Source organism: Candidatus Pelagibacter sp. PS_16 (assembly GCF_059417965.1).
Map to the genome: position 1 here is coordinate 175707 of NZ_CM182074.1, position 26009 is coordinate 201715.

The window sequence follows — 26009 nt, forward strand, 5'->3', positions numbered from 1 at the left end:
CACATATTATCATGATGTTTGATAAAAATTCTGCACACTCAATGTCATGCCCATGGATCGAATCAGATTTTGCAAAAAATATATTAAAGAAAAAAAAAGTTACACCAAAATTAAGAAAAGAAGCTTTATTTTTTATCAAAAATGGATACTTAGTAATTAAAAATGCAATTAACAAGAATATTGTAGATAAGGCATTAAATGATTTTAATAAGATTATTAATTCAAATTCTTTTAAAAAAAATCCAGATTATTTTCATTACAATAAATATCCAAGAGTAATAGAGGGATGGAGAAAAGGAAAATTTATTAAAGAAGTTGCAAAAAATAAAAAAATTGAGAAATATCTTAGTTTTTTTTATCAAAAAAAACCCTTACCGATATCAACTATAAATTTTTTAGCAGGAACAGAACAGCCATTACATAGTGATTATATTCATTTTGGTTCATTTCCCGAATTATATTTAGCAGGTGTTTGGTATGCATTTGAAAAAGTAGATAAGCATAATGGTCCCTTAACAATTGTACCTAGGAGTCATAAATTAAATTATGTGAATTTTTCTGATTTAAATTTAAAAATTCCAAAAACAACAAAAGAATTAAAAAATAATTATTCAATTTATGAAAAATATTTATCAGAATTAGTTAATGAAAAAAAACTAGAACAAAAAAAAATTTATTTAAACAAAGGAGATGCATTAATCTGGGCCGCAAACTTGCTTCATGGTGGAACAAAAATCAGTGGAAAAAAGAGAACAAGATTTAGTCAGGTAGTTCATTATCATTTTAAAGATTTAGATTATATATATAACCCTTGCTTTTCTAATAAAAATATAGGAATAATAGCGAAAAGAGATTTAAAAAAAATAATCATTAAATGAAAAAAAAATCCTTAGACGCAATAATTGAGATAGTAAGTAAGTCATTAAACCTACCAAAAAAAAAAATAACTGAAAAAACAAAGTTAAGTAGCATTGAAGAGTGGGATTCATTAGGCATTTTGTCAGTAATGAGTGCCCTTGATAAGAAATTTAAAGGATCAATTAAAATTAGCTATTTTGAAAAAGTTAAATATATCTCTGACATAGAAAAATTAATAAATAAAAAATGAATTTATTAACTACGGTTTATGTTTTCTAAGATAGAATCTATTGAGTATTTTTTACCTGACAAAAATAAATTTTATGAAAAAAATTTTCAAAGAATTTATGAAAAAACTGGAATTTTAAATACAAGAATAAAAAAAAAAAATGAAGATGTAATTACACTTGCTCAAAAAGCTTGCTCAAAGCTGAAAAATAAGATTAATAATGTTGATGGAATAATATTTGTTACTCAAACGCCACGTTATTTACTACCATCATGCTCTTGTATCTTGCAGGATAGTTTAAAAAAAATTAAAGCTAAAAATATATATACAATGGATATAAATATGGGGTGTTCAGGCTTTAATTATGGATTATCTGTTGCAGATTCTTTGATTAAAAACAAAATAGCTAAAAAAATTTTATTAGTTTGTTCAGATGCATATAGCGATTATATAAATGAAAATAATAACAATAGATATTTATTTAGCGATTCAGCATCTGCCACAATAATATGTAAATCTAAAAAAGATAAAATAAATAATTTTTATTTTTATACAGATGGTTCCAAACATGAATCTATTATAATAAAAAAAAATAAAAAAAATTTATTAGAATTTTCGATGAATGGTAAAGAAGTATTTGGTTTTACTTTAGAAGAAATACCTAAGCATATTAATAAATATTTAAAAAAAATTAATAGAGTAAAAGATTATTATAGAAAATTTTTTTTTCATCAGGCTAGTGGAATCATACTGGATAATTTAGGACGTAAATTTGGAAAAAAATTTATTTATAAAAATATTAAAAATATAGGAAATACTACTTCTTCATCTATACCTATTAGCCTAAAGATTGCATCTCAAAAAAATGAAATAAAAAAAGGGGATGATTTATTACTTTGTGGTTTTGGTGTTGGAATGTCATTAAGTATTACTTCAATAAAATTTTAAAATATGATTATTATTAATGGTGTAAATTCAGAAATAGTAAAAAAAATACTACCTAAATTAGTAAAAAATAATATTGTCATAGGTATTTATAATAAAAATTATACGGGGATGAAGAGTAAAAAATTATCTGTATTTAAAAGCAACAAAAGTAATCTAAAAAAAATTCAAAACTTAATTAAAAATCATAAAAAGATAACTTTTATAAATTTTGCAGCTAAAAGAGACAGTAATCTTATAGTAAATTTAAAAGAAAAAGATTTTTCTGATATAATTAATAATAACTTAACTAAAACAGTTAATATCATAAAAGCACTTTTACCAGATATGATAAAAAAAAAATATGGTAGGGTAATTTTTATCAGTTCCAGTACAGCAGAGAGTGGCTATCCTGGAAATATTGGCTATAGTGCCTCTAAGTCTGCACTTAAAGGAATCTCTGGAACAATTAGTAAAGAATACAAAGATTTTAACATAACATCTAACATTATATCTTTAGGATATTTTCAAACAAAAATGTGGTTTTCTTTATCAAAAAGTAAAAGATCACAACTTATTACAAGCACATTAAGTAAAAAAACTGGTAATTTTGATGCTATTTATCAGACCATTAAGATATTGATAAAATTTGATACAATAAATATGAGCACAATCTATTTAGATGGTGGAAATCTTTATAAATAATGATCAATTTTAAATTACAGAAAGATAAAATAATAAAATTACATGAAGGAAAAAATGTTTTTAAACCAACCCAAACAACTCAGTATCTTTATGATTCAATCATTAAAAACTTTCCTAAAAAAAAAATATCTGTTGCTGATATGGGTTGTGGAAATGGAGTTTTAGGAATTGGACTTTTAAAAACATTTAAAAATATTGATTCATTATTACTTTCAGACATAAGCAAAGATGCGCTCATTATATGTAAAAAAAATGTTAGAATAAATTTAATTAAATTAGAGAAAATTAAATATATAGAATCCAGTATATTTAACAATTTTGAAAAAATAAAATTTGATGTAATCGTAAATGATATTTCAGGAATTAGCGAAGAAGTTGCTAAAATTTCACCTTGGTTTAATAATATTTCATGTAAAAGTGGCTTGGATGGAACTGATCTTACAATTAATTTCCTGAAAAACTATAAAAATTTTTTAAATAAAAATGGCAAAGTTTTTTTCCCTATAATTTCGCTTTCAAATGAAAGTAAAATTTTTAGATATTTAAAAAAAAATAATATTCGTTATAAAATCTTATTGAGTAATAGCTGGCCATTACCTCAGAATATGATGGTGTTTAAAGAAAAATTGAAAAAATTAAAAAATAAAAAATATATTTTTTATAAAAAAAAATTTAATTTATTGATAGCTACAACGAAAATAATTAAGCTTTTTTAAAAATTATTAATTAATTATTTATTTTTCTAGATTATTGATTGTATTGCAAATATTAATTATATCTTTTTCTTTAAAGTTTATGTTTGTTGGTAGAGTTAAAATATAATCGTTTAATAGATCACAATTCTGAAATTGACCTATTTTGAATTTAAATTGTCTGAATTTTACGTTGTTAATATACCAAGTATGTCTGATGTCATATCCATCTTCTAAAAGCATTCTACTTACAAATTTATTTGTATTTTGTTTTAGTAAAATTGGATACTCTAAAAATGAATTATTACTATGATCTTTAAAATTATTAATTAATAATTTTTTATTTATATATTTTTCATAGTACTTAACATTTTTAACTCTTTGATTTTTTCTAATTTCTAATAAATCCATATTAATTTTACCAGCCTCTATAAATCTTCTACAAAAGTTATAGTTATAGCTATCAGGCTTATGTTCTATTATCTTAGGATAAACACCAGGATATATAATTTTTTCAAAATATTTTATATTTAATTTGTTAAATAATTTTAAAAGATAAAACGTAAAATTATGAAAGATAATTTTATTATATAAAATATCAATTAACATACAAAAAATGATCAATTTTAAGGCATATTTTTCTGGATATTTTTTGTTTTTTTTTAAACCTGATCGGATTTCATTTAATTCACTTTTATTTTTACAGAATATTGCACCACCATGAAATGTGCAAAGATTTTTCATTACACCAAAACTAAAAAAACCATAATCAAATAAAGTTCCAAGGTATTTTTGATTATCAATTTTAGCACCAAAATTTATTGCTGCATCCTCAACAATTTTGATTTTATTATTGAACTCCTCTCTAAATTTAAGAATATCATGATTATTTGAATACAGGTGGGTAATAACAATACAAGCCGTTTTATCATTGATTAGATCATTAACTTTTTGGTGATCTGGCAATCCGGTATTAATATCAATATCTACATAAATTGGATTCCCACCCGCATAGACAATGGCATTAATTACATCGGGAAGAGTATATGGTGAAATTATTATTTCTTTATGATTTGAATTAATTAATAGTTTAAAAATATTATATGCAGCAACTCTACCTTGTGAGCATAAAATTAAATTATCAGAATTTAGGTAAAGTTTAAGTTTTTCTAAAAAGGTATTTTCATTTAAGTTTTTTTTAAAAAAAGATAATAATGTTTTGAAGTAAACAGTTATATTGGTATTAATTTTTATTCTAGTTTTTTTTATCATTAAGTATTATTCTTTTAGCAATAAAACTAGCATATAGCATTAAAAAATAAGTGGGATAAATAAGACCACTCGCAATTGAAGAACCATCAAGTACATAAAGATTTTTAAATTTATAGAGCTCAGAATATTTATTTAAAATTTTTTTATTATTAATCTTGTAATCATAAAGGCTACTTGTGTAGTGAGCGTCAGAACCATTTTTAAGTTTTACTAAATTTTGGTATGGAATCTCAAATATATTAAAATTTTTAAAAAAACCATTAATCTTTTTTCTTAGAAGAGGAATTTCTTTTTTCATTTTATTATTATCATTGGATATTATTTCAATTTTATTTCCTACATTTTTTAATGAAGTAAGAGAGTATTCTGATGGAAAAAAAAGATTACCCACAAATATAAATTTTTTTATAATATTAAAAAAAAAATTAATCTTTTTTACACCAAAGAAATAGTTATCAAGATTATCTGCATACATAAATGACCCATGAAATATTTTTTGATTAATATTTGATATTATTTTAAGCAAAGGTTGTTTGTATTTTTTTTTTGTTTTTATCTTAAAAGGCAGTGTAGGACTGAAATATGCTAATTTCAAAGTAGGTGTGTGTGATAATTTAAATGATTCTTTTATATTCAAAATTTTACTTACTAATATGGTAGAACCTACTGTTCCAGCGGATATTATTATTTTATCAAATTTTATAGGGTGATATCTTTTATTATCATCTGTTCTAATAATATATTTTTTATCATTTTTTTTTATATTTATAATAAATTTATTAGGAAAATATTTAAATAAAGAATTATTTGATAATTTCTTTATCTCATTTTTTGAATTAAAGATTAAATTTTCATCATTTTGATTTGCTGCACTTGCTAATTTTTTTAGATAAGTATTATTCTTTTTAAAATTAATTAAATTTTTAATGAATTTTTGATTATAAAAATAATTATAGAATTTAAAAATATTTTTATTATCAATACCTAGAATCTTATTAATATGTCTTTGTTCTTTTAAAATTAAACCACCATCAATATATTGATTTAAATATTTTTTACTTGGAATTTCAATACCCCCACCCCAAAAGTTGCTCATACCCCCTGAAATTAAGGAACTAGCTAAAAAAAAATTTTTAGTTTTTATTCTGTATTTTTTTTTAAAACGGCTAATTGATTTTTTAATGTTTATATCATTATACTTTGGGGATGTAGTAACCTTTGGAAAAAAGCTAAGTTTTTTATTAGGATTATTTTTTTTGTTAAAATCATTTGAATCAAAAAAATAAATTTCATAACCAGCATTCAAAAATGTTTGTGCTGTTGTTAAAGCAGATATACCTGAGCCAATAATTGCTAATTTCATTTTCAGATTTTAAAAGTTTTTCAAAATAATTTTTTATAATTTAATGTTATATAATTATAGTTAATAAATTAAGAAAATTAATTAATAAGATTAAATTACTAAAAAAACTTTAATCTTCAAATAATTTATTATCATCATTAAGTTTTAGAGTTGTTAATTTAATTATTTTTTTTTGAATTGGTTGCGGGGGACGGATTTGAACCGCCGACCTTCAGGTTATGAGCCTGACGAGCTACCAGACTGCTCCACCCCGCGGTATATTTAAATTCTATTTTTAAGCTTATTAAGCTTTTTAACTCTTTTAATATTTTCTTGTAAAATTCTTTTTTTCTTCTCAGAAGGTTTTTCATAAACACTTTTTAATTTTACTACTTTAAAAAAACCATCTCTTTGTAATTTTCTTTTAAGTACTCTAAGTGCTTGTTCAATATTGTTATCTTTAACTTCTATTTTCATAATTATTTGGAATGTCTAAGTACCATCATATAATTTTGGTGTCTATTAAAATTATTCAATGTTCGATACTTCTCTTGTTAGTTTTGCCTTCTCTTTTTCTTTTTTTTCTCTTTTTATTCTTCTTTCAGCTTTTTCAATAGCTTCTACCAGATCCTTTTGAGAAAATAGTCCCAATGCTACAGGATCTTTAGGATTTAAATTGTTATAATTCCAATAACTTTTATTTTTAATTGCAGTAACTGAGGCCTTGGTTATCCCAACTAGTTTTGCTACTTGTGAATCTTTTAGTAATGAATGATGTTTGATTAACCATAAAGCTGAATCTGGTTTGTCTTGTCTTTTAGATAAAGGAATATATTTTTTAATTTTTTTATCTTCAGTTGAAATTTCAATATCAGTATTTTTTATCTGTAATTCTTTATTTTCATCTTTTGAAGCTAATTCAATTTCTTCTCTAGTAAGTTGACCTGATATAATAGGGTTGTAAGCCATTATTCCTTTTGCAACTTCACCATCTGCAATACCTTGCACTTCAACTTCATGTAAATTACAAAATTTTGAAATTTGTTTGAAAGTAAGTGTTGTATTTTCTACTAACCAAACAGCTGTTGCCATTGGCATTAATGGTACGTTTGACATTTAATCTTTCTTTTCTGATCTGAAGTTTTGGAATTTTTTATTGAATTTGCTTACACGACCCTTATCCATTAGTTTTTGCTTTCCACCTGTCCAAGCCGCATGAGATTTTGGATCGATTTCTAGTTTTAAAATTTCTCCTTCTTTTCCCCAAGTTGATCTTGTTTCAAATTGAGTTCCATCGGTCATTTCTACTTTAATTGTATGGTAGTTTGGGTGTATGTCTTTTTTCATATCGAGACTTATAGCAAAAGAATTTTATAAAACAATTAAAAGTTCTTTAATTTTTCAAGCATTTTATCGTTAATTGCCATGCTAGAAGCTCTTATTTTGATGTTTTTATTTTGTGAGAGATCAATTTCATTAATTAAGCCACCTGCCTCTTTTACCAATATTATGCCAGCAGCTATATCCCACAAATTTAGATCATTTTGAAAATAACCATCGTACCTACCAGCTGCAACATAGGCAATATCAAGTGCCGCACTTCCAGATTTTCTTAAAGGCAAATCAACTTCATTTTTAGTTATACCGCCTGTAGCAAACAAGCAGCTATTAAGCTCTCTTTTTTTGGATACTCTAATTCTTTGATTGTTAAAGAACGCTCCACTTTCTTTTTCAGCATAAAACATCTCATCTTTTATTGGGTCATAAATTAAACCTGAGACTATTTCGTCACCAGATTTTAAAGCAATTGAAATTGCAAAGTGAGGTACACCATGTAAAAAATTAGTAGTGCCATCTATAGGATCTATTATCCACGTGTGTTCTTTATCTTTATTAGTTTCAGAACCATCTTCTTCACTAATAATAGAATAGTAGGGTCTTGCTTTTTTTAATTCTTCTATAATTATTTTCTCAGCTTTTAAATCAGCATTTGATACAAAATCAGTAGGGCCTTTGATTGAAACTTGTAGTTTTTCTATTTCTCCAAAATCTCTAATTAAAGCTCTAGACGCTTTTTCTGCAGCCTTTATCATGACATTTAGATTGGCTGATATTGATTGCATATGATTTATATTTTTTTGACATATTCCATAGTTCTCGTATCAACTATGATTTTATCTCCGCTTTCAATAAATGGAGGGACTTGAATATTTACACCATTATCTAAAGTTGCGGGTTTGTAAGATGAGGAAACTGTTTGCCCCTTTAAAGCAACATCAGTTGTATCAACTGTGCACGTTACCTGATTAGGCAATTCAACTGTTAAAGGTTTTTCATTATAAAAACTTATACTGACTTCTAAGTTTTCAGATAACATTTTACCTTTTTCTCCAATTGTTTCTTTTTTAATATTTATTTGTTCATAAGATTTTGGGTCCATGAAATAATAATCAGTTTCATCGCTATAAAGATAATTAAATTTTGTTTCATCTAATGAAGCTTTTTCAACAGACTCACTTGATCTAAATCTTTCATTTAATTTTGTATTTTTGTTAACACTTTTCATCTCAACTTGGGCAAAAGCACCACCTTTGCCGGGTTTTACATGTTGTGTTTTTAAGACTTGCCAAAGATCATTCTTATATTCAATTAACATTCCAACTCTAATTTCACTTGCGTACAATTTCATTTTAATTTTCTAATAGCTTCTAATGGTTTGTATTTTTTATTATTCCAAATGTAGCCTGAAATAGCCAAAAAGTTAGTTTTATTCAATAAAAGTTTTTTATAATTACTAAGCTTTATACCTCCAATAGCCACAATTGGTAAGGAGGTTATTTTTTTTATAGATTTTAATACAGTTAAACTGGCTCTATATTTAACTATCTTGGTTTTGGTTGCATAAAATGCACCAAAAGCTAAATAATCAGCACCATCATTAATAGCTCTCTTTGCTAGATTAATAGAATTATGACAGGTCACACCAATAATTTTGTTCTTTAATATTTTTCTAGCTTTTATTAAGTCCATATCTTTTTGACCTAAATGACAACCGTCTGCATTTAGTTTTTTAGCAAGTAGAGGGTCATCGTTGATTAAAAATTTAACTTTGTACTTATTACAAATTTTCTTAATTTTTTTTCCAATAGTTAGTTTATTTAAATTTGTTTCTTTTTTAAGCCTTAGTTGAAAAAAACTTATTTTTTTTGAACTAAATACTAGAGCTAAATCATCATAAAAATTTATATTAGATATTTTATTTGGAGAAATAAGATAAATAAATTTCTTATTTATTTTATTTAGTTTCAAGTTCTTTTGACCATTTGCCTTGAGCTGCAAGTGTGCACATATTTGCTCTGTTGTTAAAGATTTTTTGAGTGCCACTAGTATTGTTAATATCTTTTGACCAAAATTTAAGTGCACTTTGTTGTAAGGCTCTACCATATGAATAAGTCATAATAAAATTTGTATCATTATACTTATTAATTAAGTTTAAATTTTCTGTTGCTTCTATTTCTGTTTGTCCACCAGATAAAAAGGCAATTCCTGGTACATCAGTTGGTACATTTTCTTTTAAGCACTTTAGGGTAAGTTTTGCAACTTCTTCACTTGATATTTTTTTATCAGAAGTAGTTCCTGCTAAAATCATATTAGGCTTTAAAATCATTCCACTTAAATCTATTTTATTAATTATTAATTCTTCAAAGCATTTTTTAATAACTTCAGAAGTTTTATTAAAACAAGTTTCGGCAGAATGATCTCCATCCATTAAAACTTCAGGTTCTACAATTGGAATCATTCCACATTCTTGGACTAAAGCTGAATATCTTGCAAGTGCATGAGCATTGGAGTGCATGGATAATTTGCTTGGATATTTATCTGAAATATTATAAACACCTCTCCACTTTGTAAATCTTGCCCCAAGCTTGTAATAATCTTGTAGTCTTTCTCTTAAGCCATCTAAACCTTCTGTAATTTTTTCTTCATTAGAGCCTGCTAGAATTTTTGCTCCTGTATCAACTTTAATTCCTGGAACTGCTCCAGATTTAGAAATTAATTCTGGAATAGTCTGCTTCAAGTTCGATGTTTGGTTGATAGTTTCATCATACAAAATAACACCACCAATAAAATCTTTCATCCCACTTGATGAGAAGAGAGTTTCTCTAAATAAAAGTCTATTTTCTGGGGTGGAAGGTACATTGACAGATTCTAATCTTTTAGTCATGGTTCCATTGCTTTCGTCTGCTGCAAGGATTCCTTTACCATTAGACAATATTTTTAATGCAATTTTGTTAAGTTCTGACATGTTAATTAAGAGCCTTTATACCAGGAAGTTCTTTTCCTTCAAGATATTCTAAAAAAGCACCACCCGCAGTTGAAACAAAATTAAAATTATTAATTGCTCCAATACCATTTAAAAGAGAAACGGTATCACCACCACCTGCAACTGAGTAAATTGTATTACTCTTATTTTTTTCAATAATCTTTTTTGCTATTTCAAGACTTCCTTTGGCAAAATTAGAGTTTTCAAAATAACCTGCTGGCCCATTCCACAAGATAGTACTACTTTCTTCAATTAATGAATTGATAGCTTTAATTGTCTTGGGACCAATATCTAAAATTAACTCGTCTTTAGAAATATTATTTAATTCTTTTATTTTAGCTGATCCATCTAAATTTTTCCCTACAGCAACATCTTCAGGGTAAATTATCTTACAGTTTTCCTTTTTTGATAAAAAAAATATTTCTTCAATAATTTTATCACAATTATCTTCTTGAATAGATTTTCCAATTTCATATCCTTTATATCTAAGTATATTATTGGCCATTCCACCAACTATTATAATATTATCAAATTTAGCAATTAAGTTCTTAATGATATTAATTTTAGAAGATATTTTAGAACCCCCTATGATGCATGTTATAGGTCTTTGAATTTCAGATGTAATTTTAGTTAGTGCATCAATTTCTAAATTTAATTGGAGTCCAGCGTATGAAGGAATAAATTTAGTAATTTCAAAAATTGAAGCATGAGCTCTATGCGAACATGAAAAAGCATCATTAACATAAATATCAGCTAGACTTGCTAAATGCTTTGCAAAACCATTATCATTTTTTTCTTCCTCTTCATAAAACCTAAGATTTTCAAGGATTACAATTTTTTCATCATGTTCATTAAATAAATCAGTAGATTTAATTTCTTTTATATTTTTTGAAACTAATTTTATATTTTGGTTTAGTTTATTTTTTAGATCTTCACATATTGGTTTAAGAGAGAGTTCACTTACCACTTTGCCCTTGGGCCTACCTACATGAGATAGTATTATTATCTTTGCTTCATTTTTTAATAAAAAATTAATAGTAGGTAAAATTTTATCTATTCGAGTAGTGTCAGTAATTTTTCCATTATCTAATGGAACATTTAAATCCAACCTAAGTAATACTTTTTTTTGATTAAAATTAGTCTCGTCTTGAATATTTCTCATTAAGAGACTTGATGAAGATGTTCTGCTATGTCACACATTCTATTTGAAAAGCCCCATTCGTTATCATACCACGCTGAAATTTTTCCCATATTTTTACCAACTACATTAGTTAAAGACAAATCAACAATTGCCGAAGCTGAATTATGATTAAAATCAATTGAAACTAATTTTTCTAAAGTAACTTCTAAAACTTTCTTTGATTGTTCTTTAGAGGCGATAGTAAATGCCTCATTAATTGTCTCTTTACTCATCTCTTTTTTTGTACAAAAAACTAGTTCTATAAGGGAAACATTAGGAGTTGGCACTCTCATTGCAATGCCTTCAAGTTTTCCTTTTAATGAAGGTATAATTTCACCGATTGCTTTTGAAGCACCCGTGGAAGTTGGCACAATCGATTGACTAGCAGATCTTGCTCTTCTAGGATCTTTATGGGAATTGTCCAAAATTCTTTGGTCACTTGTAAAAGCATGAATAGTTGTCATAAACCCTTTTTCAATTCCAAAAGTTTCATTTAAAATGTTAGCAACAGGTGCAAGACAGTTAGTTGTACAAGAGGCTGCAGAAACAATTTGATCATCTTTTGTCAAAATATTTTCATTTACACCATAGACAATTGTTTTATCTGCATTTTTGCATGGAGCTGAAACTATAACTTTTTTGGCGCCATTTTTTATATGAGCTAATAATTTTTCTTTTGAATTAAATTTTCCAGTACATTCAAAAACATAATCAACATCAAATTTTTTCCAGTTAATATCTTCAATATTAGATTCTTGTGAAAATGTTATTTTATTATTATTAATAATTAAATGTTTTTCATCATAATCTAAATCTGCATTAAATTTACCATGAATAGAATCGTATTTAATTAAAGAACAGCTGGCTTCAGAATTTGATCGGTTATTGATGTGTTTGATTTTTATGTTTTTGTTTTGGCTTTCAATGATAGCTCTAATTACCATTCTACCAATTCTTCCCATTCCATTGATACCAACTTTTATTGTCATATTTAACTCTTTATTAGTTTTTTTGTTTTTTGTGAAATATTTTGAACTGTTAATCCAAAATATTTATAAATTTCTTTGTAGGGTGCACTTTTACCGAATGTATCAATTCCAAAAGCTAAACCCTTAGTTCCAATATATTTTTTCCAGCAATCAGTTGAAGCTGCTTCAATAGATATTTTAAATTTTGCTTCATTAAGAATTTTTTTCTTATATGCTTTTGACTGCAAATCAAAAATATCCTGGCATGGTACTGATATAACTTTAGAATAAATTTTATCTTTGGCTAATTTATGGCTAGTTTCAATTGCTAAATTAACCTCAGAACCACTAGCAAATATTGTTAAACTAATTTTTTTATTAGTTCTTAAAACCTCGTAAGCACCTAAAGAGCATTTGTTCATATTTGAATATTTTTTTCTAATAGGTTCAAGATTTTGTCTAGTTAAAGATAACACACTTGGTGTCTTCGAGTTTTTTAATGCTAGTTCCCAACACTCGATAGTTTCCATTCTATCTGCTGGTCTAAAAACATTTAAATTAGGAATAGATCTTAATCCAGACAGTTGTTCTATAGGTTGGTGTGTTGGTCCATCTTCCCCTAAACCAATTGAATCGTGGGTCATTACATAAATAACACGTTGCTGCATCAAAGCAGATAGACGAATGGAAGGTTTACAATAATCAGAAAATATTAAAAAAGTTCCCCCATATGGAATAAATTTACTATGAAGTGCTAAACCATTCATTATTCCTGCCATGGCATGCTCCCTAACACCATAGTGAATATAATCACCATTAAAATTAACAGAATTAATAGGGTTATGATGTTTAGTTTTAGTGTTATTAGATCCCGCTAAGTCAGCTGAACCACCAATTAACGTATTATTTTCTCTCGTAAGAGCATTAAGAGTTAATTCAGAAGCTTTTCTTGAGGCTAGACTTTTGTTTTCTCTAAGAGAATTTTGTTTTTCACTTTTTAAAGCTTTAGAGAAATTATTTTTAAAAACTTTATCTACTAAATTTTTTTTTCTTTTATAAATTTTACTCCATGCAGAATCAAGTTTTGCACCCTTATTACCAATTTTTCTCCACTCATTCAAAATACTTTTAGGAATTTCAAAAGGTTTGTGTTTCCAATCTAATACTTTTCTAACTAATTTGATTTCATCTAAGCCAATAGGGCTACCGTGCGAAGAGGCTTTACCAGATTTATTAGGTGAGCCATAACCAATTTTTGTTTTACATGAAATAACTGTTGGTCTTTTAGCATTTTGAACTTTTTTTAATGCTGAAAAAATTTCTCTTTCGTTATGACCATTGATTAGTATGTAATCCCAACCATAACTTTCAAATCTCTTCTTGAAATTATCTGAAACCGCCAAGCTAGTTGGTCCATCAATAGATATTGAATTGTTATCAAAAAGCATAACTAGATTTTTTAACTTTAAGTGTCCCGCTAAACTCATTGCTTCATGGCTAATGCCTTCCATTAAACATCCATCTCCAGCTAAAACATAAGTTTTATGGTTTATTATTTCTTTACCAAGTTTTTTCTTCAAAATTTCCTCTGCAATAGCAAAACCAACTGAATTAGCAATTCCTTGTCCAAGAGGACCTGTCGTAGTTTCAATACCAGTACCAGGGTGATATTCAGGATGACCTGCACAAATAGATTTTAATTGTCTAAAATTTTTAACATCATTCAAAGAAATACTTTTGTACCCAGTTAGATGTAATAAAGAGTAAAGAAGCATAGATCCATGACCAGCAGATAAAACAAATCTGTCTCTATTTATCCAGTTAGGATTTTTTGGATTAAATCTAAGAAAATTTTTAAACAAAACTGTTGCTACGTCTGCCATACCCATTGGCATTCCAGGATGACCCGAATTTGCCTTTTGCACAGCATCTATAGATAAAAACCTTATTGCGTTTGATAAATCTTTATGTAATTTGTTCAAAAATATCCTATCTAGACTTAGAAGACTCAATTTAATAATATAAATATATATATATGAAAACAGACAGTGAAAAAGAAAAAAAACTTAGTTTTGCACTTAATAAATTGAAGAGTTTGAATTTACAAAACCCAACGCTAAAGTCTAATTTAGAAAACTTAAACATTCAAAAAAATCAATTAGAAATTGAAAAAAAACAAATAGAAGAAAAATATCAAAATTTAGAAAGTGAATACAAAGCTCTTAATCAAAAATTAGAAGATATTAACCAGCAAAAAATAGAAGAACAAAAAAAAGAGACAGAATTTTCAGAAAAAATAGATGAATTAAATCAAGAAACAGATACTTTATTAGAAGAAATAGACAAATGGCAAATGTAAATATTAAATTTAATGGCAAAGAGTTTCTTCTATCTTGTGATGATGGACAGGAAGAGCATTTAGAAGAATTGTTAACTCATATTAATCAAAAATTTAGCAATTTAAAGAATGACCTTGGAAACATAGGGGAAAATAAACTTCTATTGATTACTTCAGTTCAAATAATGGATGAATATTTTGAAACTAAAAAAAAGGTAGAGCAAAAAAAAACTGAATTACAGAATTTATCAAATAAATTTAGAGAATTGAAATCATTAGTTTATGATTACAGAGATAGAAAAGAAGAAGAGATGAAGGAACTTCAACAAGATCATGAAAGTTTTAAAAAAGAAATAGAAAAAAATAAAGAAGATTATGAAAAAATAATCGAAGCTGCGGCAGATGAAATTGAAAATTTTGTTGAAAAAGCAAATTTAGAAAATCCAATTCAGTAGATTTGTGTTAAAATCTGAATTAAGAAAAAAAATTCTTAAAATAAGAAAAAAATTTAATACAAAAAATATTCAGCTCAACTTCAAGCAAATTGTAAAAATTCTTAAAAAAGAAAAGATAACCAATCAGATTATGATAGGTGGATACTACCCTGTAAACTTTGAGATAGACGACTTGACACTGTTAAGAAAATTTAAAAAGAATAAATTTAATATTTCTTTGCCCATAATTAAGAAAAACTTTCAAATGGATTTTTATTCATGGTCATTTTCTGAGCCTTTAAAAATAAATAAATATGGAATACCTGAACCAGAAGCTAAAAATATAGTATACCCTGACGTTTTATTAATTCCCTTGGTAGCATTTGATAAAAATTTAAACAGACTTGGATATGGTGGTGGATACTACGATAGATTAATTGAAAAATTATCAAAAAAAAAAATATCATAAAGATAGGTTTGGCTTTTTCAATTCAAGAAATTGATAAAGTACCAACTAATATGTATGATAAAAAATTAGATTATATTGTAACAAATAAAAATATTATAAAATGAAAATACTCTTTTTAGGTGATGTAGTTGGTATTTCAGGACGGTCGATGGTTTTGAATAATTTGCTATCAAAAATTAAAGATGAAAAAATCGATTTTGTAGTTGTTAATGGTGAGAATGCAGCTGACTCAGGTGTTGGTCTTACAGAGGAAATATGTAAAGATTTTTTTAACTGTGGTGTAGATGTTATTACAACGGGCAATCATGTGTGGGATCAGAAAGAAACAATGGCTCATATTGAAAAAGAAAATCGACTTCTTAGACCTAAAAATTTATTTGAACCATCTCCAGGAAAAGGCTTTGGAATATTTACTGCTAAAAATGAAATGAGAGTAGGAGTACTTAATTTGATGGGAAATGTTTTTATGAAGAAATGTGAAGATGTATTTGAAGCAGCTGAAAAATTTATGAAAAAATATAAGCTTAAAGAAGATTATGATTTTTTATTAGTCGATTTTCACGGTGAAATAACAAGTGAAAAGTCAGCTATGGGACATTTTTTTGATGGTAAAGCAACATTGGTTGTTGGAACTCACACACATATTCCAACAAATGATACTAGAATTTTAAAAGGTGGTACTGCTTATCAAACTGATGCAGGAATGTGTGGTGATTATGACTCAGTTATTGGAATGAATAAAGATAATTCAATTAATAGGTTTTTAAAAAAAAAGTCCACAAAACACTTTCCAGCAATTGGTGAAGCTAGTTTATGTGGTGTGATTGTTGAATGTGATGTAGAAACAGGGTTAGCAAAAACTGTAAAAAATTTTATACATGGAGGAGAATTAAAAAATTCTCAATAATTATTATGTCGGGTCATTCAAAATGGGCAAGTATAAAACACTCTAAAGGAAAAGCAGACAAACAAAGATCTAAAGTATTTTCAAAATTATCTAAAGAGATAAGTGTAGCAGCAAAACTAGGTGATAAAGATCCTGCGATGAACCCAAGACTTAGATCTGCAATTCAAGCAGCAAAATCAGCCAACATGCCAAAAGATAATATTGAAAGAGCTATTGCTAAATCTTCGGTTAATTCTGAGACAAATTATGAAAATTTAAGATATGAAGGATTTGGTCCAGATAAAATAGCCGTGATTGTAGAGGCGTTAACTGATAATAAAAACAGAACAGCTTCCAATGTTAGATCTATATTTGTAAAAAGTGGTGGCAATTTAGGAACTCAGGGATCTGCTTCACATAACTTTAATCAGTTAGGGATTATTAAAATTGATAAAAAAGAAATCTCAGATGAACAAATTTTTGAACTAGCAATTGAATCTGGTGCAGATGAGTGTATTTCAAATGATGAATTTCATGAAATTCAATGTCCTATGAGTGAAATTTATAATGTAAAAAAAAATTTAGAAAAAACAATTGCAAATTTTATTTCAACTGAAATTGAATGGGTTCCTTTAAATAGTGTAGATGTTGAAAAAGATAAAGTGGAAGCTGCAATAGAGTTTTTAGAAACATTAGAAGATGATGATGATGTTCAAAGTGTTTATTCAAATATAAATTTTAAGAATAATTAATGCTTATTATTGGAATAGACCCAGGGATAACAGGTTCTATTTGTTTTTTTCAAGATGGTAAAATAATTGATGTTATTGAAATGCCCAATATGCCTGAAGGGAAAAAAAATAAAAAACAAGTTAATGGTGCTCAAATTTATTATGAAATCTCTTCAAGAATTAAAGACATAAATAAGGAAGATATCAAAGTTATAATTGAACAAGTATCAGCTATGCCAGGTCAAGGTGTTACTAGTATGTTTAATTTTGGACAATCGTTTGGTATTTTAAAAGGAATTTGTTCTGCAATGCAATTACCAATGTATTTTGTAAGACCGACAAAATGGAAAAAGTATTTTAACCTTATTAATTCAGAAAAAGACGCTAGTAGAACAAAAGCAATAGAGGTATTTCCTTATTTTTCATCAGAGTTATCGAGAAAAAAAGACTCAAATAAAGCTGATGCGATATTGATTGCTAGCTTTTATTACGAAACTTATAAACTAGAAGAATAAATAAAGACTTTAAAAGTCAAATTCATGACACATTTAAGTGTGAAACCTTCAATATGGAAGCTGATATTACATCTCAAGCAGTAGGCCTTGCCTCAAATACTGATTTTTCATTGTGGAGTTTATTTTTAAGAGCAGATTTTATTGTAAAGTCAGTAATACTTATGTTGATTGGCTGCTCTATATATTCATGGGCCGTTATTATTGAAAAATTTAGACTGTTTAAAAAAATTAATTTAGAGTCTGAGGAATTTGAAGAAAAATTTTGGAAATCAAAATCAGCGGAAACTTTTTACAATAGTTTACCAGCTGATGTAGAGAACCCTACGGCTTTATTGTTTAAAGATACAATGCAAAGTTTATTAAAAGCCAAAAGTAAAACTAACCTAAATGAAAGAATGGCAAGCATACTTGAGGTTAATATTGAAAAACAAATTTCAAAAATAGACAAAGGTTTTACTTTTTTAGCAACGGTTGGTTCGACAGCACCTTTTATAGGTTTGTTTGGAACTGTATGGGGAATAATGAACTCATTCCAATCTATAGCAATCTCAAGAAATACAAGTTTGGCAATTGTAGCGCCAGGAATAGCTGAGGCCTTATTTGCAACTGCTCTTGGATTATTAGCCGCAATACCTGCAGTTGTTGCTTATAATAAATTTAATAACGACTCAAAAAAATATTCACAAAGATTAGAAAATTTTTCTAAAAGATTTTTATCAATAATATAAAATGGCTTTTAATCTCAAACGTTCATCAAAAGAGCCTATGAGTGAAATAAATGTCACTCCATTTGTTGATGTAATGTTGGTGTTATTAATTATATTTATGGTGACAGCACCATTATTAACAGTTGGAATACAAGTTGATCTACCCGAAAGCTCTGCAGACTCACTACCTGAAGAATTAGAACCATTAACATTATCTATAAATTCTAAAGGTGAAATATTTATTCAAGAATCTAAAGTTGAGTATGATAAAATTATTGCTAAGATTTTAGCTGTATCTAAAAATAGAACAGACACTAGAATTTATGTTCGAGGAGACAAATCGATAAACTATGGTAGAGTTTTAGAAATAATGGGAATGCTATCTGGCTCTGGCTTTACTAAAGTAGCATTAATTTCTGAGCCATATAAAGAGAGGTAACTAAAGTGAATAGAAATATTGTTATTTCTTTTGGGCTTCATATATTTCTTGTGGTAATCACAGCTATGAGCTTACCATTCCTTGCTAAAAAACCGATTGATCTTCCTCCGATTATATCGGTTGAGCTGATTCAAATAACAGACAAAACTAATATTCCTTTTGCACCAAAAGCAAAAAAAATAATAGAGAAAGTCAAAGAAAAAGAAAAAAAATTAGTTTCTGAACAGGCACCACCAAAAAAAATAAAAAAACAAAAGCCAGATGCTGTGCCATTGCCAGATGAAAAAATAGAAAAAATAAATAAAATTAAGGATGAAAAACAAAACCCTGAAAAAGAAGAAACAGAAATTAAACAAATTTCAGAATTTGAAAAAAAAGAACTATTTGACACTAATAGTATTGCTGCATTAATTGATAAATCTAAGACTGAGAGTGCAGAAACAAATAAAAAATCCAATCAAGTTACCCAAGATCAGGATAAAGATATGGATTTTTCTGGACTAACTTTAAGTGAAGAAGATGCACTAAAAGCTCAAATTTTTGGTTGTTGGAGTATTCCTCTAGGGTTGCCGTTTAACGAAGATTTATTAGTTAGAATTAAGTTACAATTAAAGCCAGATGGTTCTATTATAAAAACAGAGATTCTTGATCATGCTAGAATGAATAGGCCTGGACAAGGATTTTATAAAGTGTTAGCTGAAAGCGCATTAAGAGCTATAAAGCTTTGCCAACCTCTTAGAGTACCTAGTACAGGTTATGAAAGATGGAAAGATATGCAGCTGAACTTTGATGCTAGAGAAATGTTAGAAGGATAAAAATGTTATTAAGATATTTATTTATATTATTTATTATTATTCCCATTAAAGCTTTTGCTTTAATTGAAGTTGATATTACTAGAGGAAATTTAAATCCTTTACCAGTTGCTGTATCCCCTTTATCAATAGATAATAAATCAAAAGAAAATTTTAAAAAAATTTTAAAACAAGAAGATTTAGGATCAGAAATTTCAATAGTTGTTGAGAATAATTTAAGACAATCTGGTCTATTTAATCCACTAGACAAAAATGCATTTCTTCAAGAACCAGATGTGGCTAATTTAAAACCAAGGTTCGAGGATTGGAATTTAATTAAAGCACAAGCTCTAGTAACAGGCAAGGTTACATTTGTAGATGAAAAACTAAGAGTAGAATTTAGATTATGGGATGTTTTAGCTGGAAAAGAAATGATGGCTTTAGCATTTACTACTGTTCCTAGTAACTGGAGAAGAGTAGGTCACATTATTACAGATAAGGTGTATGAACGCTTAACCGGAGAAAAAGGTTATTTTGATACTAGAATAATATATGTTTCTGAGGAAGGTCCTAAAACTAAAAGAATAAAAAAATTAGCAATAATGGACCAAGATGGCTTTAATAATAAATATTTAACACTTGGAAATGAATTAGTTTTAACACCAAGATTTAGCCCAACAAATCAGATGGTCACATATCTTTCTTATTTTAGAAATTTACCTAGGGTATATTTATTAGATATTGAAACTGGAATGCAAGAAGTAGTTGGAGATTTTCCTGGAATGACATTTGCCCCAAGGTTTTCACCTGATGGAAAAAAAATTATAATGAGTTTTGCTAAAGATGGCAATTCTGATATTTATACTATGGATCTTGAAAACAGAATTGTTGAAAGAATTACCAATCATCCATCAATTGATACATCACCCTCTTACTCACCAGATGGAAAAAAAATTACTTTTAACTCAGACAGAAGTGGCTACCAACAAATTTATGTAATGGATAGTAATGGAAAAAATGTTAAGAGAATCTCATTTGGGAATGGCTTGTATGGAACTCCAGTTTGGTCTCCAAGAGGTGATTTAATTGCATTTACAAAGCTTCATAAAGGAAAATTTTATATAGGAGTAATGAGAACAGATGGAACTGGTGAAAGACTGCTAACAGAGAACTTTTATCAAGAAGCTCCATCATGGTCACCAAATGGAAGGGTTCTTATCTTTTATAGAGAAACTAAGACTAACTCTAAAGGAGAAGGATTTTCAGCCAAATTATGGTCTATTGATTTAACAGGGTACAATGAAAAGATGGTTGAAACCGAAACTGATGCTTCTGACCCATCTTGGTCGTCTTTATTAAGCAATTAGTCTTAATTTTACTTGATTTTTAACTTGAAAGGTCTAATTAAATATGAAAAATATAAAGTATTACAAAACAAGGATCAAGGAGCAACAATGAACTTAAGCAAGATTTTAAAAAATGGATTTCTAATTGTTTTAGCAAGTTTAGTATTAACTGCTTGTGCTACAAAAAAAACAACAACAGGACAAATGCAAGGTGATGTTTATACAGGAACAGATTCTGTAGAATATTTAGCTTCTGGGGTTCCAGATAGAGTTTTCTTTGCAACAAATGAAACTATACTTACAACAGCTTCAAGAGAAACTTTAAGAAAACAAGCTGCATGGTTAAGAAAAAATTCAGATATTAATGTTGTATTAGAAGGTCATGCTGATGAAAGAGGTACAAGAGAGTACAACTTAGCATTAGGTGAAAGAAGAGCTAATTCAGCAAAAGACTATTTAATGACATATGGAATTTCTTCAGACAGAATTTCTGTATTAAGTTATGGTAAAGAAAGACCAGTAGATTCTGGATCTAACCCTTTAGCATGGTCTAAAAATAGAAGATCAGTTACTGTTAAAGCGAACTAATCAATTTAATAAATTATAAAAGACCCTATCACATTTGTGAATAGGGTCTTTTTTTTGCCATCATTATAATTACTACTCAATTTATTATGTTTAATTATAAAAAAATAATTCAATTAAAATTAATATTAGTCTTTATATTTTTTCCAAATATTATTTTTGCTGATAATCATAATGTAAATGAAATTTTAGAGTTAATTCAAAAAGATTTAAAAACCCTGGAAAAAGCTGTTTACTCAGGGTCAATTAATTCAAATAGTCAAACAGGCACAAACGAAAACTCTGAGGATGTTTTAACAAGACATCTTCTGAAATTGTCTGATGTTGAAAAACAATTTCAAGAACTGACTAATAAGTTTGAAGAAATTAATTTCAAGTTAGACAAATTATCAAATAGGCTTTCTAAGGTTCAAGCAGATAACCAAATTAGATTTCAAGATCTAGAAAATGCCTTATCATCTGGAGAAATTGGAAAAAAATTAACTTCAATACCAAAGGAACAAGTAGACAAAACTTTACCAGGCTCTTCACAACCTCAAGACTTAGGGTCTATTTCATATAAAGATACAGAAAGTGAAGAAACTAGTCAGCAAATACAATCAGTAGAAACTACTGCATCAATAGTGACAGAAAACTTTGAATCAGAAAAAAATATACTTCCAAATGCTACTCCAGAAAAACAATATGAATTTGCAACTAGTTTTTTAAAGGTAGGTGATTACAGCACTGCAGAGAGAGCTTTTAGAGAATTTGTGATAAATAATTCAGAGCATAAATTGGCAGGTAATGCTCAATATTGGTATGCTGAAACGTTTAGAATAAGACAGCTTTATACAGATGCAGCTACTGCTTATCTTGAAGGATATCAAAAATATCCAAAAGGTGAGAAGGCTCCTATAAATTTATTAAAACTTGGTGTATCAATGGTTCAAATAGGAGAAAAAGAGCAAGGTTGTAAAATGATTGTGGGGGTTGAAGAGCAATATCCTAAAGCAAATCAATCTGTGCTTCAAAAAGCAAAATATGAATCAAAAAAGTTTGAGTGTTCAAAACAAAACTCATAAACAAATTCTTAGTTTTTTAAAAGATCGAAAAATTTCAAAAGTTTATAGTGAATTCTCTTCCTCTTTAAATTCTGAGGAAAATTTAGCAGTAGCAGTTTCGGGTGGACCCGATAGTTTAGCATTGGCTTACTTGGCTAAATGCTATTCAATAAAAAATAAAATAAAAGTTAAATTTTTTTTAGTTGATCATAGACTTAGAAATGAGTCGACAAAGGAAGCAACGTTAGTAAAAAAAATTTTACAAAAAATTGGTATTACATGCAAAGTATTAATCTGGAAAGGTAAAAAACCTTCTAGAAATATTCAATCTTTAGCAAGAGAAGCAAGATATTCTTTACTATCAAAAGAATGTAAAAAAAATAATATTAAGCACTTATTATTAGGACATCATTCAAATGATTTAGTTGAAAATTTTTTAATTAGAGTGGTTAGAGGGAGTGGACTAAATGGATTGGTATCTTTTAACAAAAGTGTAAAATATAAAGATGAAGATCTAAATATTTTAAGACCATTACTAAACTTAAAAAAAAATGATTTAATTAATATTTCTAAAATAGTATTTAAATTTTTTATAAAAGATCCATCTAATATTAATGAGATATATAAAAGAACAAGAATTAGAACTTTATTAGAGTCTCTTGAAAAAGAGGGATTGGACTTAAAAAAACTAAAATTAACCATTGATAATTTAAGAGACTCAGACAAATCAATTAAGTTTTATGTTAACAAAAATTTGAAGGATAATTCTACACATATTAAAACAAAAGATACTTATATTTTAAGTCATAATTTTTTTGATCAATCGCATGAAGTTGTTTTTAGATCTTTGACATTTGTTATTCAAAAAATAGGAAAAAAATACTATCCTGTTAGAGGAAAAAGTATTAATGAACTGATTAACCGAATTATCCTAAAGACATTTTCAAAAATAACTTTAGGAGGTTGTTTTGTTGAAAGAGTTAACGAGACCATATTAATTTCAAGGGAAAACACTAATAAAGTTAAGGTTTTGTAACAATTTGACACTTGTTTAATTAATAATAATTATTATCTTATAAGTATGAATATGAAGAATTTAGCAATGTGGGCAGTAATTGTTTTTCTAACAATAGGCCTTTATAATATGTTTAAGAACCCTCAAGCTAATGTAGGCAAAGGTAATTCTATTATATTTTCAGAATTTTTATCAGAAGTTGATAATGGTGGAGTTATAAAAGTTGATATTCAAGGAAACAATATTAGAGGAGTATTAGCTAATGGAAATACTTTTTCTACTTATTCACCGAATTATCCAAATTTAATTGAGAAGCTATCTGAAAAAGGGGTAAGTATATCAGCTGCTCCTTTAGAAGATAAGATGCCGTCTTTGTTTGGTGTTTTATTATCGTGGTTTCCGATGTTGTTACTAATCGCTGTTTGGATTTTCTTTATGAGACAGATGCAGGGTGGCAAAGGTGGAGCCATGGGTTTTGGAAAATCTAAGGCAAAGATGATGAATGAATTAAAAGGTAAAGTTACTTTTGATGATGTCGCTGGAGTAGAAGAAGCTAAAGAAGAAGTAGAAGAAGTTGTTCAATTTTTAAAAGATCCTAAAAAGTTTAGTAGACTTGGTGGAAAAATACCAAGAGGATGTTTATTAGTTGGCCAACCTGGAACAGGTAAAACTTTACTTGCTAGAGCTATAGCTGGGGAAGCAGGAGTTCCGTTCTTTACAATATCAGGATCAGATTTTGTTGAAATGTTTGTGGGTGTTGGAGCCTCTAGAGTTAGAGACATGTTTGAACAAGGTAAAAAAAATTCACCCTGTATTATTTTCATAGATGAGATAGATGCTGTTGGAAGAAGCAGAGGTGCTGGTCTTGGAGGAGGTAACGATGAAAGAGAGCAAACTTTAAACCAGTTATTAGTTGAAATGGACGGCTTTGATACAAATGAAGGTGTAATAATTATTGCCGCTACAAATAGACCTGATGTATTAGACCCAGCATTATTACGACCAGGTAGATTTGATAGACAGGTAGTTGTTGGACTTCCAGATATAATAGGAAGAGAAAAAGTATTAAAAGTTCATGTTAAAAAAATTAAAATGGCACCTGATGTAAATTTAAGAACAGTAGCTAGAGGAACCCCAGGTTTTTCAGGTGCAGATTTAGCAAATATAGTTAATGAAGCGGCATTACTTGCTGCAAGAAAAAATAAAAGACTAGTTACTCTAACTGAGTTTGAAGAAGCAAGAGATAAAGTGATGATGGGATCAGAAAGAAGATCCATGGTCATGACAGAAGAAGAAAAAACATTAACAGCTTACCATGAAGCTGGACATGCAATAGTAACTATTAATGAGGATGCGGCTCATCCAATTCATAAGGCAACAATCATTCCGAGAGGTCGTGCTTTAGGAATGGTTATGCAACTACCTGAGAGAGATCAGCTATCTCAAACAAGAGAACAGCTTCATGCTCAATTAGCTATAGCTATGGGTGGAAGAGTAGCAGAAGAAATCATATTTGGAGAAGATAAAGTTACAACTGGTGCATCTAGTGATATTGAACAAGCAACTCAAAGAGCAAGAGCTATGGTAATGCAAGCAGGCCTTAGTAAAGAGTTGGGACCAGTTGCCTATGGTTCGAATGAAGAAGAGGTATTTTTAGGAAGGTCTGTTGCGAGAACTCAAAATATGTCTGAAGAAACCTCAAAGAAAGTAGACTCAGAAATTAGAAAAATTGTAGATAAAGGTTATGAAAGAGCAAGAACAGTTTTAACTGAAAAAATTGACGATCTACATAAATTAGCTAAAGCTCTCTTAACATATGAAACACTTACAGGTGAAGAAATTGAAAACCTGATAAATAAAAATATATATCCAAGCAATAAAGAGGATTTAAAAGTTGAAGATGAAGACAAAGGTTCAGCTTTAAGTTCAATGGGTCTTAAGCCGAAAATAGTTCATTAATACTAAATGAAAAAATATTACACAAGAGCGTGTAATTTTGCTTATGGTCAATTTTCAATTGAATTAGTTAGAAAAAAAAAATCTCCCACTAAATGGTAATAAGGAAATTTCTTTTGGACAAATTGAAATTCTTACACGAACTTCTATCAAAAAAATTGATCTTAAAGATATAAAAAAATTACCCAAACTACTGAAAAAAAAAATTAATAAAGATCTCAAGACTATCGTTAAAAAAAATAAAAACTTTTCAAGTTTAA

At 27.8% G+C, this 26009-nt stretch carries 31 protein-coding genes and 1 tRNA gene; 19 read left to right on the forward strand and 13 right to left on the reverse strand.

Annotation, left to right across the window (positions count from 1 at the left end; translation table 11 throughout):
- Positions 1-14: 14 nt before the first annotated feature.
- From AC5SL0_RS00905 to AC5SL0_RS00925, 5 genes are read left to right on the forward strand one after another with little or no spacing between them, the layout of a single operon-like run.
- Complete coding sequence (locus AC5SL0_RS00905; protein ID WP_494618400.1) at positions 15-878, forward strand: phytanoyl-CoA dioxygenase family protein; 864 nt, start codon at positions 15-17, stop codon at positions 876-878.
- Positions 875-1108, forward strand: coding sequence for an acyl carrier protein (locus tag AC5SL0_RS00910; protein ID WP_494618401.1), 234 nt, complete (start codon positions 875-877; stop codon positions 1106-1108). The genes AC5SL0_RS00905 and AC5SL0_RS00910 overlap by 4 nt, the downstream gene beginning before the upstream one ends.
- 18 nt (positions 1109-1126) lie before the next feature.
- Complete coding sequence (locus tag AC5SL0_RS00915) at positions 1127-2035, forward strand: 3-oxoacyl-ACP synthase III family protein (RefSeq protein WP_494618402.1); 909 nt, start codon at positions 1127-1129, stop codon at positions 2033-2035.
- Between the two features lie 3 nt (positions 2036-2038).
- Positions 2039-2716, forward strand: a complete 678-nt coding sequence (locus AC5SL0_RS00920) for an SDR family NAD(P)-dependent oxidoreductase (RefSeq protein ID WP_494618404.1) — start codon at positions 2039-2041, stop codon at positions 2714-2716.
- Positions 2716-3432, forward strand: coding sequence for a methyltransferase (locus AC5SL0_RS00925; RefSeq protein ID WP_494618405.1), 717 nt, complete (start codon positions 2716-2718; stop codon positions 3430-3432). Before AC5SL0_RS00920 ends, AC5SL0_RS00925 begins: the two co-directional genes overlap by 1 nt.
- 18 nt (positions 3433-3450) lie before the next feature.
- Here AC5SL0_RS00925 and AC5SL0_RS00930 read toward each other — a convergent pair whose 3' ends face one another.
- The 13 genes from AC5SL0_RS00930 to tkt form a co-directional block, all read right to left on the reverse strand.
- A complete protein-coding gene (locus AC5SL0_RS00930; protein ID WP_494618407.1) occupies positions 3451-4680 on the reverse strand; it encodes a DegT/DnrJ/EryC1/StrS family aminotransferase in 1230 nt (409 codons plus the stop codon).
- Positions 4664-6043 carry a hypothetical protein gene (locus tag AC5SL0_RS00935; RefSeq protein WP_494618409.1) on the reverse strand — a complete coding sequence of 460 codons (1380 nt, stop codon included), beginning with the start codon at positions 6041-6043 and terminating at the stop codon, positions 4664-4666. The genes AC5SL0_RS00930 and AC5SL0_RS00935 overlap by 17 nt, the downstream gene beginning before the upstream one ends.
- 178 nt (positions 6044-6221) lie before the next feature.
- A tRNA-Met gene (locus tag AC5SL0_RS00940) sits at positions 6222-6298 on the reverse strand.
- A 6-nt stretch (positions 6299-6304) separates the two neighbouring features.
- Entirely contained in the window at positions 6305-6499 is a 195-nt protein-coding gene (gene rpsU / locus AC5SL0_RS00945; protein WP_006997326.1) for a 30S ribosomal protein S21, read from the reverse strand.
- A 51-nt stretch (positions 6500-6550) separates the two neighbouring features.
- Positions 6551-7138, reverse strand: coding sequence for a cell cycle transcriptional regulator TrcR (locus AC5SL0_RS00950; RefSeq protein ID WP_494618411.1), 588 nt, complete (start codon positions 7136-7138; stop codon positions 6551-6553).
- The gene (gene rpmE, locus AC5SL0_RS00955) at positions 7139-7369 is read right to left on the reverse strand and encodes a 50S ribosomal protein L31 (protein WP_415300407.1); all 231 of its coding nucleotides are present in this window, start codon (positions 7367-7369) and stop codon (positions 7139-7141) included.
- A 35-nt stretch (positions 7370-7404) separates the two neighbouring features.
- Complete coding sequence (locus tag AC5SL0_RS00960) at positions 7405-8145, reverse strand: inositol monophosphatase family protein (RefSeq protein ID WP_020169132.1); 741 nt, start codon at positions 8143-8145, stop codon at positions 7405-7407.
- A gap of 5 nt (positions 8146-8150) precedes the next feature.
- Positions 8151-8711, reverse strand: coding sequence for an elongation factor P (efp, locus tag AC5SL0_RS00965; protein WP_494618413.1), 561 nt, complete (start codon positions 8709-8711; stop codon positions 8151-8153).
- On the reverse strand, positions 8708-9331 hold the full coding sequence (gene thiE / locus AC5SL0_RS00970) for a thiamine phosphate synthase (protein WP_494618415.1): 624 nt from the start codon (positions 9329-9331) through the stop codon (positions 8708-8710). The genes efp and thiE overlap by 4 nt, the downstream gene beginning before the upstream one ends.
- The gene (locus AC5SL0_RS00975; protein ID WP_494618416.1) at positions 9318-10328 is read right to left on the reverse strand and encodes a class I fructose-bisphosphate aldolase; all 1011 of its coding nucleotides are present in this window, start codon (positions 10326-10328) and stop codon (positions 9318-9320) included. The genes thiE and AC5SL0_RS00975 overlap by 14 nt, the downstream gene beginning before the upstream one ends.
- Before the next feature lies 1 nt (position 10329).
- Positions 10330-11508 (reverse strand): phosphoglycerate kinase, encoded by a 1179-nt coding sequence (locus AC5SL0_RS00980; RefSeq protein ID WP_494618417.1) that lies wholly within the window; start codon positions 11506-11508, stop codon positions 10330-10332.
- Complete coding sequence (gene gap / locus AC5SL0_RS00985; RefSeq protein ID WP_494618419.1) at positions 11508-12515, reverse strand: type I glyceraldehyde-3-phosphate dehydrogenase; 1008 nt, start codon at positions 12513-12515, stop codon at positions 11508-11510. The genes AC5SL0_RS00980 and gap overlap by 1 nt, the downstream gene beginning before the upstream one ends.
- Positions 12516-12517: 2 nt before the next feature.
- Complete coding sequence (tkt, locus tag AC5SL0_RS00990) at positions 12518-14476, reverse strand: transketolase (RefSeq protein ID WP_494618420.1); 1959 nt, start codon at positions 14474-14476, stop codon at positions 12518-12520.
- Positions 14477-14529: 53 nt separating this feature from the next.
- Here tkt and AC5SL0_RS00995 point away from each other — a divergent pair, with 53 nt between their 5' ends.
- The 14 genes from AC5SL0_RS00995 (at position 14530) to ftsH (ending at position 25752) form a co-directional block, all read left to right on the forward strand.
- Positions 14530-14853, forward strand: a complete 324-nt coding sequence (locus AC5SL0_RS00995; RefSeq protein ID WP_006997316.1) for a coiled-coil domain-containing protein — start codon at positions 14530-14532, stop codon at positions 14851-14853.
- A complete protein-coding gene (locus AC5SL0_RS01000; protein ID WP_006997315.1) occupies positions 14841-15287 on the forward strand; it encodes a cell division protein ZapA in 447 nt (148 codons plus the stop codon). Before AC5SL0_RS00995 ends, AC5SL0_RS01000 begins: the two co-directional genes overlap by 13 nt.
- Before the next feature lie 4 nt (positions 15288-15291).
- Positions 15292-15735 (forward strand): 5-formyltetrahydrofolate cyclo-ligase, encoded by a 444-nt coding sequence (locus AC5SL0_RS01005; RefSeq protein ID WP_494618422.1) that lies wholly within the window; start codon positions 15292-15294, stop codon positions 15733-15735.
- A gap of 100 nt (positions 15736-15835) precedes the next feature.
- A complete protein-coding gene (locus AC5SL0_RS01010) occupies positions 15836-16642 on the forward strand; it encodes a TIGR00282 family metallophosphoesterase (protein ID WP_006997313.1) in 807 nt (268 codons plus the stop codon).
- Positions 16643-16647: 5 nt separating this feature from the next.
- Positions 16648-17373: a YebC/PmpR family DNA-binding transcriptional regulator gene (locus AC5SL0_RS01015; RefSeq protein ID WP_020169140.1), complete on the forward strand. Its 726-nt coding sequence runs from the start codon at positions 16648-16650 to the stop codon at positions 17371-17373.
- Positions 17373-17867 (forward strand): RuvC family protein, encoded by a 495-nt coding sequence (locus AC5SL0_RS01020; protein WP_020169141.1) that lies wholly within the window; start codon positions 17373-17375, stop codon positions 17865-17867. The genes AC5SL0_RS01015 and AC5SL0_RS01020 overlap by 1 nt, the downstream gene beginning before the upstream one ends.
- 53 nt (positions 17868-17920) lie before the next feature.
- Entirely contained in the window at positions 17921-18595 is a 675-nt protein-coding gene (gene tolQ / locus AC5SL0_RS01025) for a protein TolQ (RefSeq protein WP_018413880.1), read from the forward strand.
- Position 18596: 1 nt separating this feature from the next.
- Positions 18597-19013, forward strand: a complete 417-nt coding sequence (gene tolR / locus AC5SL0_RS01030; RefSeq protein ID WP_006997309.1) for a protein TolR — start codon at positions 18597-18599, stop codon at positions 19011-19013.
- Positions 19014-19018: 5 nt separating this feature from the next.
- Entirely contained in the window at positions 19019-19828 is an 810-nt protein-coding gene (gene tolA, locus AC5SL0_RS01035; RefSeq protein ID WP_494618424.1) for a cell envelope integrity protein TolA, read from the forward strand.
- A 2-nt stretch (positions 19829-19830) separates the two neighbouring features.
- On the forward strand, positions 19831-21171 hold the full coding sequence (tolB, locus tag AC5SL0_RS01040; protein ID WP_006997307.1) for a Tol-Pal system beta propeller repeat protein TolB: 1341 nt from the start codon (positions 19831-19833) through the stop codon (positions 21169-21171).
- Between the two features lie 24 nt (positions 21172-21195).
- Positions 21196-21738, forward strand: coding sequence for a peptidoglycan-associated lipoprotein Pal (gene pal / locus AC5SL0_RS01045; protein ID WP_494587440.1), 543 nt, complete (start codon positions 21196-21198; stop codon positions 21736-21738).
- A gap of 86 nt (positions 21739-21824) precedes the next feature.
- A complete protein-coding gene (ybgF, locus tag AC5SL0_RS01050; RefSeq protein ID WP_494618426.1) occupies positions 21825-22799 on the forward strand; it encodes a tol-pal system protein YbgF in 975 nt (324 codons plus the stop codon).
- Complete coding sequence (gene tilS / locus AC5SL0_RS01055; RefSeq protein ID WP_271481035.1) at positions 22759-23814, forward strand: tRNA lysidine(34) synthetase TilS; 1056 nt, start codon at positions 22759-22761, stop codon at positions 23812-23814. Before ybgF ends, tilS begins: the two co-directional genes overlap by 41 nt.
- A gap of 51 nt (positions 23815-23865) precedes the next feature.
- A complete protein-coding gene (gene ftsH / locus AC5SL0_RS01060) occupies positions 23866-25752 on the forward strand; it encodes an ATP-dependent zinc metalloprotease FtsH (protein ID WP_027306714.1) in 1887 nt (628 codons plus the stop codon).
- The last annotated feature ends 257 nt before the right edge of the window (positions 25753-26009 follow it).